The sequence below is a fragment of the Acidovorax sp. FW305-C-20-28 genome (assembly GCF_058783375.1).
The window spans coordinates 177592-192227 of sequence record NZ_JBYSYM010000012.1; the positions used below are offsets into that span (position 1 = coordinate 177592).

The following is a 14636-nucleotide window of genomic DNA, read 5'->3' on the forward strand; positions in this document are numbered from 1 at the left end:
TGCTCATGCCAGCGGCGTGGCTGCGGCAGGCTGCAGCGGCTCCTCGATGGCATCGGCCGCTTCCTCATTGAGGGCACGGCCCTCGCGCTGGGGCTGGGTGAGGGGCGTGGGGATCCACTTGTTGCCCTGGAAGAACTGGCGTGCACCGTCCTTGTCGCCGGCCAGTTCCAATTGCAGGCGTTCGGCGTCGCGCGCGCGGATGCTGTCGGCCACCTCGGCCACTTCCTCGGGGTCCACGCCCAGGGTTGCGAGCGCCTGCATGCCGAAGCCCATGGCCGACTCGAAGGTCTCGCGCATCTGGTAGTCCACGCCCAGGCGCAGCAACTCGATGGCGTGCTGCCGGTCGAAGGCACGCGCCAGCACGGGAACCAGCGGGCATTCGTGCTTGAGCAGCTCCACGATGTGGGTGGTGGTCTTGGCATCGTCGGTGCACACCAGGATGGACTTGGCGTGGTGCGCGCCGCTGGCGTGCAGCACATCCAGGCGCGTGCCATCGCCGTAGTAGACCTTGAAGCCGAAGTGCGAGGCCGCGCGGATCATGTCGGTGTCGTTCTCGATGATGGCGATGTCCACGCCGCGCGCCAGCAGCAACTGGCTGGCGATCTGTGCGAAGCGGCCGAAGCCGATGATGAGCACCGTGCCCTTCAAGTCGTCGGCGGCCTCGATGCCATCCATGTTCTGCGCGGGCTCGGGCGGCATGAGCCAGCGCAGCGAGAGCACGGCCAGCGGCGTGAGCGCCATGGAGAGGATGACGGCGGCCGTGAGCACGGCGTTCATGCGCGCCTCCACGATGCCGGCCGTGGCGGCGGCCGAGTACAGCACGAAGGCGAACTCGCCGCCCTGGGCCATGAGCATGGTGCGCTGCAGGGCCTCGCCATGCGCGGCCTTGGTGAAACGCGCCACGGCGTACACGCCGATGCCCTTGACAGCCATGCACACCAGCACGCCGCCGAGCAGCAGGGGCCAGTTCTGCAGCACCAGGGGGATGTCGAGCGCCATGCCCACGCCCATGAAGAACAGGCCCAGCAAAATGCCGCGGAAGGGCTCCACGTCGGCCTCGAGCTGGTGGCGGAAGGTGGATTCGGACAGCATCACCCCGGCGGCGAAGGCCCCCATGGCCATGGACAGGCCGCCCCACTGCATGGCCAGCGCCGCGCCCAGTACCACCAGCAGGGCGGCAGCGGTCATGACCTCGCGCGCCTTGGCGCGCGCCAGCACGCTGAACAAGGGGTTGAGCAGCCAGCGGCTCACCGCCACCAGGCCCACCACGGCCGCCAGGGCCACGCCCACGGTGACCCAGCGCGAGACCGCCTCGCCCGCCGGCGCGGGCGACAGGAACGCCACGATGGCCAAGAGCGGCACGATGGCCAGGTCTTCGAGCAGCAAGATGGAGACGATGCGTTGGCCGCGCGGGGTGGAAGTGTCGCCGCTCTCGTCGAGCAACTGCATCACGATGGCGGTGGAGGAGAGCACAAAGCCCGAGGCCGCGATGAAGGCCACCGGGGCTGCGAGGCCTGCGAGCACGCCCGTGGCGGTGAGCAGCGCAATGCAGACCACGACCTGGGCCAGGCCCAGGCCGAAGATCTGGCGCCGGAGGTTCCACAGCCGCGTGGGTTGCATCTCCAGCCCGATCACGAAGAGGAACATCACCACACCGAGCTCTGCCACGTGCAGGATGGTCTGCGCTTCGCTGAAGAAGCCCAGCCCGAACGGGCCGATGGCCAGGCCGGCGGCCAGGTAGCCCAGCACCGAGCCCAGGCCCAGCCGCTTGAACAGCGGGACGGCGATGACGCCAGCGGCCAGCAGCACGACGACTTTGACGAGTTCGGTGCCTGATTCAGCAGCGGCCATGGGGACTCCGGGACAAACGGGGGGAACAGAAGAGGCGGGGGATGGCAGGATGGTAGCGCCATCCTGGGCCGCAACTGCCGATCCGGGCGTCAGGAACTGGCGAACAGTCCGCCCTCGTCGAGCAGCTCGTAGGCAATCTCGGGGCGCTGGTCCATGCCCTTCTTGATCGCGGCCGGTATGGACTGGCGCGTCTTGCGGCACAGGCCGCGCTGCTCGTGCACCAGGATGGCGATGCCGCGCAGGGTGCGCACTTCGTTGGGGCTCGGGGTGACGGTGATGCGGATGCCGAGCTGTTGCTCCATGCGCTCCTGCATGCGGCGCAGGTCGGCCAGGCTGGTGATGTTTTCGAGGCGGGTGATTAGTTTTTTCTCTTCTGCCTGTGTGAGCTGCAGGATGCGGGTGTCGCCTCCCGGGGCCTGCATCAGCGCGTCCCGCTCGCAGACACAGGCGCCGGGCGGGCATTCCGTGCGGATGGGAAAGGAAAGGGGCGTCATCAGGGGCAAAGGGCCGTGTCGTCGGTGCAAGGCCCATTGTGCATGGGCCCGGCCTGCGGCGCTGCGGGGTTATTGCGGATCGAGGGTGGCCAGTTGGGCGTTGCCGGGCTCGGCCTGCGGGGCCACCAGGAAGGCCTGCGTGCCCGGGGCCAAGTCACCTTCCTGCAGGCCATACTCGGCGGGGATATCGGCCAGGGCGATGCGACGCACCACAAAGGGCATGGACAGGTGCGCGGCAAGCGCCTGCTGCACCGGGCTGCGGTCCGCGATCTGATCGGGCGTGAAGTGCAGGCTGGCGCCCACGGCCAAGCTGCGTGCCTGTGCGGCCAGCGTGGGTGAGGAGAGGGCGAAGGCCGCCATGTCCTGCAGTGTTGTCAGCGGTACGGTGTCCATGCATGCTCCCGGGAAAAGCGATTGTGCTCCGCTCCGGGGACGAGGCCCTGTACCTGTTACCAGAAGTGCCTGTGGCAAACTCGCGCGCTTCGCGTATTTTTTCGAGTTTCAGAGAGTTTGCCCCCATGCAGCAGATCGTCCGGCAGTTGGCCGCAGAAATCAAAGTCAGTGAATCCCAGGTGCGTGCAGCGGTGGAACTGCTCGACGGGGGCGCCACGGTGCCCTTCATCGCCCGCTACCGCAAGGAAGTGACGGGCGGGCTCGACGACATCCAGCTGCGTGAGCTGGAGGCGCGCCTGTCCTACCTGCGCGAGCTTGAAGACCGCCGCGTGGCCGTGCTCAAGAGCATCGACGAGCAGGGCAAGCTGACCGACGCGCTGCGCGCCGCCATTGCCGCCGCGCCGACCAAGCAGGAGCTCGAAGACATCTACCTGCCGTTCAAGCAAAAGCGCCGCACCAAGGGCCAGATGGCGCGCGAATTCGGCATCGAACCGCTGGCCGACAAGCTGTTTGCCGACCCCACGCTGGACCCTGCGGCAGAGGCCGCGGCCTTCACCAAGCCCCCCGAGGTGCTGGACGACGGCAAGACCGGCGCCGATTTCTCCACCGTGCCGGCCGTGCTCGACGGCGTGCGCGACATCCTGTCCGAGCGCTGGGCCGAAGACGCCGTGCTGGTGCAGTCGCTGCGCGAGTGGCTCTGGGCCGAGGGCCTGCTGCGCAGCAAGAAGATCGACGGCAAGAACGAGAACGATCCTGAGGTCTCCAAGTTCCGCGACTATTTCGAGTACGACGAGCCCATCGGCCGCGTGCCCTCTCACCGTGCGCTGGCCGTGTTCCGCGGCCGTGCGCTGGAGATCCTCGAAGGCAAGCTGGTGCTGCCGGTGGAGCCCGAGCCGGGCAAGCCCAGCATCGCCGAAGGCAAGATCGCCCTGCACCTGGGGTGGAGCCATGCCGGCCGCCCGGCCGACGACCTGCTGCGCAAGTGCGTGGCCTGGACCTGGCGCGTGAAGCTGAGCCTGTCGACCGAGCGCGACCTGTTCGCCCGCCTGCGCGACGAGGCCGAGAAGGTCGCCATCAAGGTGTTTGCCGACAACCTGCGCGACCTGCTGCTGGCCGCGCCGGCCGGCCCGCGCGTGGTGATGGGGCTGGACCCGGGCATCCGCACCGGCGTGAAGGTGGCCGTGGTGGACGCCACGGGCAAGCTGGTGGAAACCGCCACGGTGTACCCGCACGAGCCGCGCCGCGACTGGGAGGGCTCGCTGCACACGCTGGCCAAGCTGGCCGACAAGCATGGCGTGAACCTGATCGCCATCGGCAATGGCACGGCCAGCCGCGAGACCGACAAGCTGGCGGCCGACCTGATCAAGCTGGCCGCCAAGGCCGAGCGCGTGATCGAGAAGGTGGTGGTGAGCGAGGCCGGCGCTTCGGTCTACTCCGCCAGCGAATACGCCTCGCAGGAAATGCCCGACGTGGACGTGAGCCTGCGCGGTGCCGCCAGCATTGCGCGCCGGCTGCAGGACCCGCTGGCCGAGCTGGTCAAGATCGACCCCAAGAGCATCGGCGTGGGCCAGTACCAGCACGACGTGAACCAGAGCGAACTGGCCCGCACCCTGGGCACCGTGGTCGAGGACTGCGTGAACTCCGTGGGGGTGGACCTGAACACGGCCAGCGTGCCCTTGCTCAGCCGCGTATCGGGCCTGTCGGCCAGCGTGGCCAAGGCCGTGGTGCGCTGGCGCGAAGCCAACGGCGCCTTCAAGAGCCGCAAGCAGCTCATGGACGTGGCCGGCCTGGGCGCCAAGACCTTCGAGCAGAGCGCGGGCTTTCTGCGCATCCGCGGCGGCGAGAACCCGCTGGACATGACGGGCGTGCACCCCGAGACCTACCCCGTGGTCGAGCAAATCCTGGAGAAGACCGGCAAGGCCGTGGCCGAGATCATGGGCCGCAGCGACATGCTCAAGACCCTGAAGCCCGAGCTCTTCGCCAACGAGAAGTTCGGTGTGATCACGGTCAAGGACATCCTGGGCGAGCTGGAGAAGCCGGGCCGCGACCCGCGCCCGGACTTCAAGGTGGCGCGCTTCAACGACGGCGTGGAAGACATCAAGGACCTCAAGGAAGGCATGATCCTGGAGGGCACGGTGAGCAACGTGGCCCAGTTCGGCGCCTTCGTGGACCTGGGCGTGCACCAGGACGGCCTGGTGCACGTGAGCCAGCTGGCGCACAAGTTCGTCAACGACGCGCGCGAGGTGGTCAAGACCGGCGACATCGTCAAGGTCAAGGTCATGGAGGTGGACGTGGAGCGCAAGCGCATCGGCCTGTCGATGAAGCTCGGCGATGCACCCCCGCGCCAGGGCGGCGACCGCGGCGGTTACCGCGACAACCGCTTCGAGAGCGCGGGGCGCGGGCACCAGCAGCAGGGCGGGCGCCGTGCGCCCGAGCCGGCGCAGCAGTCGGCCATGGCCTCGGCCTTCGCCAAGCTGCAACAGCCCAAGGGCCGCTGACGCCACACGGCGGCCGACCGTTGGTACGGCCACAGGAACCGCCCGTGCAGGTAAGACTGCATGGCAAGAATGGGTGATGGGCGAGGGCTGCGGGCAGCGCCATAATCGGCGCTTGTCCCACCAGACGCCCGATCACCCATGGAGTTGAATGCACTGCTGGCACAGCCGGCAGCCCTGCCCAGCCTGCCGCGCACGGTGGCCCTGCTCATGAGCGAGCTGGCCCAGCCCGAGCCCAGCCTGCGGCGCATGAACCAGCTCTTCGGCACCGATCCGGCCCTGGCAGCGCGCCTGCTGGAGCTGGCCAACTCCCCCGCCTTCCAGATGCCGCGCCAGATCGCCGGCATTCCCCAGGCCCTGGCCCTGCTGGGCACGGCGCAGTTGCGTGGTCTGGTCACCTCGGCGCCGCTGGGCACCACCTCGCGCTCCGTGCCCGGGGTCAACATGCAGCAGTTCTGGCGCTACAGCCTCAATACCGCCAAGCTCTCGCGCTCGCTCGCGGGTCTGGTGCACCATGACCAGATCGCAGCCTACACCGCCGGCCTGCTGCACGGCCTGGGCGAGCTCGTGATCCACCTGGCCGATCCCGAGAAGGCCCATTCGGTCAACGGCCTGGTGCCGCCCTTGGACATGCGCCGTGCCAAGGTGGAGCAGCGCATCTTCGGCTACTGCTATGGCAAGGTGTCGGCCGGCCTTGCGCGGCGCTGGCAACTGCCCGAGGTGGTGGTCGACGCCCTGCAGTACCAGGATGCGCCGTTCGAGAACAAGGCCTATGAGCCGCTGGCCGGTGTGATCCACCTGGCCTCGTGGCGCGCCCGGGCGCGCGAGGCCGGGCTCAACGAGAACGAGTTGGCCGTCTCCTTCCCGGGCGAGGTGGGGCTGGTGCTGGGCCTGGACATCGACATGGTGCTGCAGCAGGATCCCATCGACTGGAACGTGCGCCCCGAGACTGCCGCCGATTACGTGGTCTGAGCCCGGGTTCTGGCTCTGGGACAATGCAGGGCATGAAAGCACTGCGCATCCATGCGGGCCCGCGCGCCCGCCAGCACCTTGAACAGCACGGCCTGCAAGCGGGCGATGTGCGCGTGATCCCTGCGGCGGCCGGCGGCCCCAAGGGCCTGATCCTCGGCCCGCTGGACCGGTTTGTCTTTGGCGAATGGCTTCCCCGTTCCAGCCAGCCGGTGCACCTGGTGGGCGCCTCCATTGGTGCCTGGCGCATGGCGACGGCCTGCCTGCAGTCGTCGGTGGCCGCCTTCGAGCGGCTGGAGCACGACTACATCCACCAGAGCTATGAAGTGCCCCCGGGCAAGAAGCGCCCTGCGGCCTCGCACGTGAGCGAGCGCTTCGGCCAGAACCTGCAGGCCTTCTATGGGGGGCGGGTGGAGGAAGTGCTGAGCCACCCGCGCTTTCACCTGCACATCGTCACCTCGCGCGGGCGGCATGTGCTGGCGCGCGAACACCGGGTGGGCACGCCGCTCGGCTACCTGGGGGCCTTCGTGAGCAACACGCTGCACCGCAAGGCGCTGGGTGCCTGGCTGGAGCGGGTGGTGTTCTCCTCGCCCGAGGACGGCGCCGCCACCGGGGCGGCCTTGCCCTTCAGCACGGCAGACTTCCGCACGCGCCAGGTGGGGCTCACCCCGCACAATTTCATGCCAGCACTGCAGGCCAGCTGTTCCATCCCCTTCGTGCTGCAGGCCGTGCACGACATTCCGGGCGCGCCGCGCGGTGCCTACTGGGATGGCGGCATCACCGACTACCACCTGCACCTGGGCTACCACCAGACGCCCGTGGCGCAGGTGGTGGAGGGCGCGGCCCGGGCCAGCGGCGGCCTGGTGCTGTACCCGCATTTCCAGCAGCAGGTGGTGCCTGGCTGGCTGGACAAGGGGCTCAAGTGGCGCCACCATTCCACGGGTGCGCTCGACTCCATGGTGGTGCTCTCGCCCAACCCCGACTGGGTGCGTGCGCTGCCCAACAGCAAGCTGCCCGACCGCAACGACTTCACGCACTACGGCACTGACAGTGCCGCCCGGGCCAAGGCCTGGCTGGCGGCCACGGCCGCCAGCCGCCAACTGGCCGATGAGTTCGCCGAATGGCTGCACCGGCCCGACATGGCCGTATTGCGCCCCCTCTGAAGACTTTTCAGCGCGTGGGCGCTGGCGCCGCGGTCCGCTGCAGGCCTGCAGCCTGCTCGTAGGCCCGGGTCCAAGCCGGCACTTCGTGTGCAGGCATGGGGGGCGCGATGCCGAAGCCCTGGGCGCGTTCGCAGCCCAGCGCGAGCAGCTTCGCGCCATGGGCCGGGGTTTCCACGCCCTCGGCAATCACATGGCGCTTGAAGGCCCGGGCCAGCGTGACGATGGCGTTGACCAGGGTCAGGTCGTCCTCGTCGTGCAGGATGCCATGCACGAAGGACTGGTCGATCTTGATGGTTTCGGCCGGCAGGCGCTTGAGGTAGGACAGCGATGAGAAGCCGGTACCGAAGTCGTCGAGCGCGAAGCGCACGCCGAGCGCCTGGCAGCTGTGCATCATGCTGCGCATGTACTGCATGTCCTGCAGCGCGGCGGACTCCAGGATCTCCAGCTCCAGCCGGGCGGGCGGTACCTCGGGGCAGGTCAGCAGCAGCTCCTTGAGCCGGTCCACGAAACCTGCGCGCTGGAAATGCTGGGCTGCGATGTTCACGCTGACCTCCCACTGCAGGCCGGCCAGGCTCCATTGCCGCATCTGGGACAGGGCCTCGCGCAGCACCCACTCGCCCAGTTCGGCCACGACCTCGGGGTCCTCCAGCAGAGGCAGCACATGCTGGGGGCCCAGCAGCCCCTGCTCGGGGTGCTGCCAGCGCAGCAGGGCCTCCATGCCGAACACCTCGCCGGTGCGCAGGTTGACCTTGGGCTGGTAGTACAGGCGCATCTCGCCGGCCTGCAAGCCCTGGGCCAGGCGGGTCTGGCGCGAGTGCTGGGTCTGTACCGCATGGTCGAGCTGCACGTCGAACAGGTGCATGCGGTTGCGGCCCGAGCGCTTGGCCTGGCACATGGCCTGGTCGGCCTGGCGCAGCAAGGTGTCGGGGTTCACGTCGTCCTGCGGGAACACGGCCACGCCCACGCTGGCCGTGGTGTGCAGCACGCGGTCGTCGATGGCATAGGGTGCGGCCAGCTGCTGCATGAGCTGGCGCACCTGCTCTTCGATCGCGGGCACGTCGGTCTGGTGGTTGAGCAGCAGAACGAACTCGTCGCCACCCAGGCGCGCTGCAGCGCTGCTGCCGGTGGCAAAGCTGTTCAGGCGCTGGGCCACCTCTTTGAGCAGGCGGTCGCCCATGCGGTGGCCGTGGGTGTCGTTGATGGCCTGGAAATGGTCCAGATCGAGCATGCACACGGCCAGCAGCGTGGGGCTGCGGCCCGTCACGAACAGGGCATGCGTGAGCCGCTCGGCCAGCGAGGTGCGGTTGAGCAGGCCCGTCAGGCCGTCGTGCCGCGCATGCCAGGAGATCTGGTGGCGCAGGTGGCTGGCTTCGGTCACGTCGCGGAACACCAGCACGCAGCCCGAGGCACGCCCGCTGCCCTGGCGAATGGCCGAGGCCGTGTACTCGATGGCATAGCGCTCGCCCGAGCGGTGCAGCAGCACTTCCTGCATGGCCGGGCGGGTGGATGCCGCCATGGAGGCATCGCCGGTGGCCCGGGTGGCCGCCTGGCTCGCCGGCTCCTCGTACAGCCGAAAGACGTCGTCGAGCAGGGCCCCGATGGCCTGCTCGGCGCTATAGCCGGTCATGAGCTGGGCGGCTTCGTTGATGGTCTCGATGCAGCCGGCCAGGTCGGTGGTGATGACGCCATCGCCAATGGAGGCGAGGGTGACCTGGGCGCGGTCCTTCTCGTTGCGCAGCGCCTGCTCGGCGCGCTTGCGCTCGGTGATGTCGACCAGCGTGCCCACGGTACCGGCCACGGTGCCGTTCGTGCTGGTGAAGGGCGCTTCATAGTAGGCCATGGTGCGTGCCATGTGTCCCGGGGGCTGCACCAGGACCTCGTTGTCCTGCGACATGGCCAGCTGGCGCGACTGGGCGGGCGAGAGCAGGTGCGGCGCCGTGAGGCCGGGGAACAGGCCCTGGCCCGGCAGGCCGGGGTCGCCGGTCTGGAACAGGCGCTGCCAGGCGCGGTTGGCGTCGACGAAGGTGCCGTCCGCCTCGCGCACGAACACCGGCAGGGGCAGGGCGTCGATGAGCTGGCGCGTGAAGTGCAGCTGCTCGCTTTGCAATTGCTGTGTCTCGCGCAGCGAGTGCACCAGCGACTGCACCTTGCCCGCCATGTCGTTGAAGGTGCCCGCCACGGCGCGCGATTCCAGGGTGCCCTTGGCCTCCATGCGCGTGTCCAGGTGGCCCTGGCGGAAGCGGTCCGTGGCCTCGGTCAGGCGGCGCAGCATGCGGGCATTGGCGCGCAGGATCAGGGTCAGCAGGAACAGGATGGTGAAGATGTTCAGCGCCGAGATGCGCGCCTGCACCACCACGGTCTTCCACACCCGGTCCACCAGGACGCCCGGGTCGGCGGTGACGGTGAGCACGCCGGTGCGCCCGTCGGTGAACACTTGGCCGAAGCGTTGTTCGGGGGGCGCGATGTCCAGCAGGCGGGCGAACCAGGCGGGGGCCTCCATGGCCATCGCAGGCGCGGTCCACTGGATGGGGGGCTGGCCCGGCACCTGCCATTGCAGGGACCGAAGGGTGGTGCGGCCGAAGCGCTCGGGCGCGCTGCGCAGCACGCGGGCGGCGGCCTCCGCATGGATGGAGTCCAGCGCCACCAGTGCGGGTAGCAGGGCGTCGCCCACGCGCGCAAGCTCTGCAGCGGCACGGTCGTGGGCTTCCTGTTCTTCGAGGGACACCAGCTGCTGGTAGCGCACGGCCACGACGACCACGATGATCGCCAGGATCGCGAGGTACAGCCGGGGGGTGCTTCCCTGCGTCAGCCAGGCCCTGAATTTTTCTGCGCGCATGGATGGATCAGCCCGTCATTTCATGGAATGGATGAAGGAAAGAGCGCGCGCAGCATCGCCATCGGCCGGCGCCAGCCCGTTTCGGGTGGCGCGCCAAAGGCCCGGCCTGCGCGCCAGCCATGCACTCCCACCATGCATGCCGCCTCGCTCAGCAGTGGCAACGGAGCCTGGCGCCTTGCCGCGCCGGCTCGTTAATTACTTTGTTAATTATTGTTTGACAGTGCAGCAGTTTAGCCGCACGGGCGCAGCCCGCACCCCGCCCGGATGGGGGAGGGCGCGAGAGGCGCGTTTGCGCAGGGCGCAGCGGCCCGTGCCGGGCCGCCCGGCACTACAGCGATTGTGCGAGCATGTCCCGGTATTCCTCGGGCGTGGCGATGCGTGGGTTGGTCTTGTGGCAGTGGTCGGCCATGGCGCCCTTGATGATGTCGTCGAACATGCCTTCGTTCACACCCATGGCCGCCAGGCCCGTGGGCAGGCCCAGGCGGGCGTTCATGTCGCGGATGGCCTCGGGGATGTCGTCCGCGCCGGCCAGGCCCATCGCATGGGCTATGCGCTCCAGGCGCCGGTCCTTCTGCACCGATTCGGCCTGGGCGTTGAAACGCACCACGGCGGGCAGGAACATGGCGTTGAGCGTGCCGTGGTGCAGGCGCGGGTTCACGCCGCCCAGGCTGTGGCTGAGCGAGTGCACGGCGCCCAGGCCCTTCTGGAAGGCCATGGCGCCCTGCATGCTGGCACTCATCATCTGCAGGCGCGCATCGCGGTCGCCGCCGTTGCGCGTGGCGGGCTCGATGTGGGCCCAGCCGCGCGTGAGGCCGTCCAGTGCAATGCCGTCGGCCGGCGGGTTGAAGGCGGCCGACATGAAGGTCTCCATGCAGTGCGCGATGGCGTCCATGCCTGTGGCGGCCGTGAGGGATGGCGGCAGGCCCAGCGTGAGTTCGGGGTCACAGATGGCCGTCTTGGGCACCAGGTTCCAGGAGTGAAAGCCCAGCTTGCGGTGGTCGTCCACGATGATGATGGCGCCGCGCGCCACCTCGCTGCCGGTGCCGCTGGTGGTGGGCACGGCGATCAGCGGCGCGGCGCGCTCGGTGATGCGCGGCGAGCCGCCTTCGATGGTGGCGTAGTGCGTGAGCGGGCCCTCGTGCGTGGCCGCAATCGCAATGCCCTTGGCGCAGTCGATGGCCGAGCCGCCGCCCACGGCGATCAGGCCGTCGCAGCCCTCGCGCTGGTACACCTCGACGGCGGCGCGCACGGCCGCCTCGGTCGGGTTGGCCGGGGTCTGGTCGAACACCGCCACGGGCAGGCCCGTGAGCGCATCGAGTGCCTTCTGCAGCACGCCCGCGGCCTTGACCCCGGGGTCCGTCACCACCAGCGGGCGGGTGATGCCCACGCGCGCGCATTCCTGCTGCAGCAGCTTCACGGCGCCGAACTCGAACTGGATCTGGGTGACGTAGTAGATGAAGGCCATGGCTTTGTAAGGATGCGTTTACGATATCTGGCAGGTTCTGAACAATGTACAACTGGGAGACACCGATGACCCTGAAGCAAACCCTCATGGCCGCCACTTTGTTCGTCACGTGCGTGACAGCGGTGCAGGCCGATTGCCTGACCGACGCGCAGGCCGCCGAGCTGCTTGCGCACTACGTGGCGCGCACGCCGGCGCCCAACCCGGTGAACCTCTCGGACGCCGATGGCGCTTGCACACGCGGCAAGTTCAACCAGTTGCTGGCGCAGCGCATGGGCAAGGTCGTGGGCTACAAGGCAGGGCTCACCAACCCGGCGGTGCAAAAGCGCTTCAACACCGACAAGCCCGTGTGGGGCAAGCTCTACGAGGGCATGGTGCTGCCAAGCGGTGCCAGCGTGGAAGCGGCGTTTGGCGCCCGCGCGCTGTACGAGGCCGACATGCTGGTGCGCGTGAAAAGCGCCGCCATCAACCATGCCAAGACGCCCGAGGACGTGCTCGATGCGATCGACCAGGTCATTCCCTTCATCGAGCTGCCCGACCTGATGGTGCAGGCGCCGCCCCAGCTCAATGGCGCGGGTGTCACGGCCATCAACGTGGGTGCACGCCTGGGTGTTGCGGGCACGCCGCTGCCGGTGCCGCCCTACCGGGCCGAACGCCATGCCCTGTTCAAGGCACTGGCCGACATGAATGTATCGCTCACGGATGGCAGCGGGGCCCGCCTGGGTGGTGGCAAGGGCAGCGATATCCTGGAGCACCCGCTCAACGCCGTCACCTGGCTGACCGCCGCCCTGCAGAAAGAGGGCATCAGCCTGCAGCCAGGCGACCTGGTGAGCCTGGGCTCGTTCTCGCCGCTGCTGCCGCCCAAGGCCGGCCTGGAGGTCACGGCCACCTACGACGGCCTGCCGGGTGCCGCGCCGGTGCGCGTGACCTTCAAGTAGGCCCTTCCTTTTTGTCCTTGAGAAAGTTCTCGCGTTGACCGATCTGCATATCCACGCCAACCGCCTGACCCCCCAGATGCGCAGCGTGCTCGAGCGCATGGCGTGCGCGGGCCACCCGCCGCTGTACACCCGCACCCCTCAGGATGCGCGCAAGGCCTATGCGGCCGGTGCCGACGTGCTCGAGATTCCTAAAGCCGTGCTGCCTCGGGTGGAAGACTTCACTATCCCCGCGCGCGATGGCCATGCACTGCCCGTGCGCCTGTACGCGCCCTCGGTCGGCACACCCTTGCCCGTGCTGCTGTACACGCATGGAGGCGGCTTCACCATCGGCAGCATCGCCACGCACGACATCCTGTGTCGCGAGCTCGCGCGGCTGGCGGGCTGCATGGTGGTCTCGCTCGACTACCGGCTGGCGCCCGAGCACCGCTTTCCCACGGCCAGCAACGACGCCTGGGATGCGCTGGCCTGGCTGCACGCCAATGCCGCCCGCCTGGGCGCTGACCCTGCGCGCATGGCGGTGGGCGGCGACAGCGCAGGCGGCACGCTGGCCACGGTGAGCGCCATCCTGGCGCGCGATGCGGGCCTGGCGCTGGCGCTGCAGCTGCTCATCTACCCGGGCTGCGCGGCGCACCAGGACACGCCTTCGCACAGCCGGTTTGCCAGCGGCCTGGTGCTCGATGAGCCGGCCATCACCTGGTTCTTCGGCCAGTATGTGACCACCCGCGAAGAACGCAACGACTGGCGCTTTGCGCCCTTGCATGCCGACGATGTGGAGGGCATCGCGCCCGCCTGGATCGGCCTGGCCGAGTGCGATCCGCTGGTGGACGAGGGGGTCGACTATGCCGACAAGCTGCGTGCGGCGGGCGTGGCGGTGGACCTGGAGATCTACCGTGGCGTGACGCACGAATTCATCAAGATGGGCCGCGCGATCCCCGAGGCGCGCCAGGCCCACGCCGACGCGGCGCGCGCGCTGCGTACCGCTTTCCACATGGAGTGAGACGTTTTTTACTTATGGCCCAACAACCCAAACGCCGTGATTTCCGCTGCTTCCACCGCCTGCGCGTGCGTTGGGCCGAGGTGGACATGCAGAAGATCGTTTTCAACGGCCATTACCTGATGTACATCGACAACGCCATGTCGGAGTACTGGCGCGCCCTGGGCCTGCCCTACGACGCCAGCATGCATGCGCTGCAGGGCGAGATGTTTGTGAAGAAGGCGGGCCTCGAATACCACGCCTCGGCGCGCATGGACGACACGCTGGATGTGGGCATGCGCTGCGCGCGCGTGGGCAACTCCTCGTGCCTGTTCGAAGCTGGCATCTTCAGCGGCGAGCGCCTCCTGGTCTCGGGCGAGCTGGTCTACGTGTTCGCCGACCCGGTGGCGCAGAAATCGCGCCCCGTGCCCGAGGTGCTGCGCCAGATCATCACGGGCTTCGAGGCCGGCGAGGACTTGGTCGAGGTCAAGACCGGCGATTGGAACGCGCTGGGCCGCGACGCGGGCCGCTTGCGCACGGCGGTGTTTGTGACCGAGCAGGGCATCCCGGCCGAGATCGAGGCCGATGCGCTTGATGCCACGGCACGCCACGCGGTGGTCTACAACCGCCTGGGCCAGGCGATTGCCACGGGCCGGTTGCTGCAGGAGGCACCGGGTGTGGGGCGCATTGGGCGGCTGGCGGTGGACCGGTCGGTGCGGGGCACGCGTTGGGGGCGCATGGTGCTCGATGCGCTGGTCGAGGCCGCACGGGTGCGGGGGGATCGGGAGGTGCAGTTGCATGCGCAGAGCAGCGCGGAGGGGTTTTATCGGCGGGCTGGGTTTGCTGTGGTCGGGGAGCCTTATGAGGAGGCGGGGATTGCGCATATCGTTATGACGCGTCGGTTTTGACTTTTTTGAGTTGCCGCTTCGCTCTGATGGGGTGTGCTTGTTTTCAGGGCGGAGGCCGGGATGTGCGCCCGGCGGCACACCTACTTTCTTTTTGCGCAAAAAGAAAGTAGGCAAAGAAACAGCGCCCCGCTGTCTGCGACCCTTCGCTTCGCTG

General features: G+C 68.6%; 11 protein-coding genes. 6 read left to right on the forward strand and 5 right to left on the reverse strand.

What is annotated here, in order from left to right:
- Window positions 1-3: 3 nt before the first annotated feature.
- The 3 genes from AC3WOH_RS15905 to AC3WOH_RS15915 form a co-directional block, all read right to left on the reverse strand.
- Window positions 4-1851 carry a monovalent cation:proton antiporter-2 (CPA2) family protein gene (locus AC3WOH_RS15905; RefSeq protein WP_492230246.1) on the reverse strand — a complete coding sequence of 616 codons (1848 nt, stop codon included), beginning with the start codon at window positions 1849-1851 and terminating at the stop codon, window positions 4-6.
- A gap of 89 nt (window positions 1852-1940) precedes the next feature.
- On the reverse strand, window positions 1941-2345 hold the full coding sequence (locus tag AC3WOH_RS15910) for a hypothetical protein (protein WP_492230247.1): 405 nt from the start codon (window positions 2343-2345) through the stop codon (window positions 1941-1943).
- Between the two features lie 69 nt (window positions 2346-2414).
- Window positions 2415-2738: a hypothetical protein gene (locus tag AC3WOH_RS15915; RefSeq protein ID WP_492230248.1), complete on the reverse strand. Its 324-nt coding sequence runs from the start codon at window positions 2736-2738 to the stop codon at window positions 2415-2417.
- Window positions 2739-2863: 125 nt separating this feature from the next.
- Between AC3WOH_RS15915 and AC3WOH_RS15920 the strand changes: the two genes are divergently transcribed.
- From AC3WOH_RS15920 to AC3WOH_RS15930, 3 genes are all read left to right on the forward strand, one after another.
- Window positions 2864-5236, forward strand: coding sequence for a Tex family protein (locus AC3WOH_RS15920; protein WP_492230249.1), 2373 nt, complete (start codon window positions 2864-2866; stop codon window positions 5234-5236).
- A 138-nt stretch (window positions 5237-5374) separates the two neighbouring features.
- On the forward strand, window positions 5375-6205 hold the full coding sequence (locus AC3WOH_RS15925; protein WP_492230250.1) for an HDOD domain-containing protein: 831 nt from the start codon (window positions 5375-5377) through the stop codon (window positions 6203-6205).
- Between the two features lie 32 nt (window positions 6206-6237).
- On the forward strand, window positions 6238-7365 hold the full coding sequence (locus tag AC3WOH_RS15930; protein ID WP_492230251.1) for a patatin-like phospholipase family protein: 1128 nt from the start codon (window positions 6238-6240) through the stop codon (window positions 7363-7365).
- A gap of 7 nt (window positions 7366-7372) precedes the next feature.
- Here the strand turns inward: AC3WOH_RS15930 and AC3WOH_RS15935 are convergent, their stop codons facing one another.
- Entirely contained in the window at window positions 7373-10201 is a 2829-nt protein-coding gene (locus tag AC3WOH_RS15935) for a bifunctional diguanylate cyclase/phosphodiesterase (protein WP_492230252.1), read from the reverse strand.
- 328 nt (window positions 10202-10529) lie between these two features.
- The gene (gene gbd / locus AC3WOH_RS15940) at window positions 10530-11666 is read right to left on the reverse strand and encodes a 4-hydroxybutyrate dehydrogenase (protein ID WP_492230253.1); all 1137 of its coding nucleotides are present in this window, start codon (window positions 11664-11666) and stop codon (window positions 10530-10532) included.
- Between the two features lie 65 nt (window positions 11667-11731).
- Between gbd and AC3WOH_RS15945 the strand changes: the two genes are divergently transcribed.
- The 3 genes from AC3WOH_RS15945 to AC3WOH_RS15955 all read left to right on the forward strand — a co-directional run bounded on the left by AC3WOH_RS15945 (window position 11732) and on the right by AC3WOH_RS15955 (window position 14482).
- Window positions 11732-12601 (forward strand): 2-keto-4-pentenoate hydratase, encoded by an 870-nt coding sequence (locus AC3WOH_RS15945; protein ID WP_492230254.1) that lies wholly within the window; start codon window positions 11732-11734, stop codon window positions 12599-12601.
- A gap of 76 nt (window positions 12602-12677) precedes the next feature.
- Complete coding sequence (locus tag AC3WOH_RS15950) at window positions 12678-13598, forward strand: alpha/beta hydrolase (RefSeq protein WP_492230263.1); 921 nt, start codon at window positions 12678-12680, stop codon at window positions 13596-13598.
- Window positions 13599-13612: 14 nt separating this feature from the next.
- Window positions 13613-14482 carry a YbgC/FadM family acyl-CoA thioesterase gene (locus AC3WOH_RS15955; RefSeq protein ID WP_492230255.1) on the forward strand — a complete coding sequence of 290 codons (870 nt, stop codon included), beginning with the start codon at window positions 13613-13615 and terminating at the stop codon, window positions 14480-14482.
- Window positions 14483-14636 lie beyond the last annotated feature (154 nt).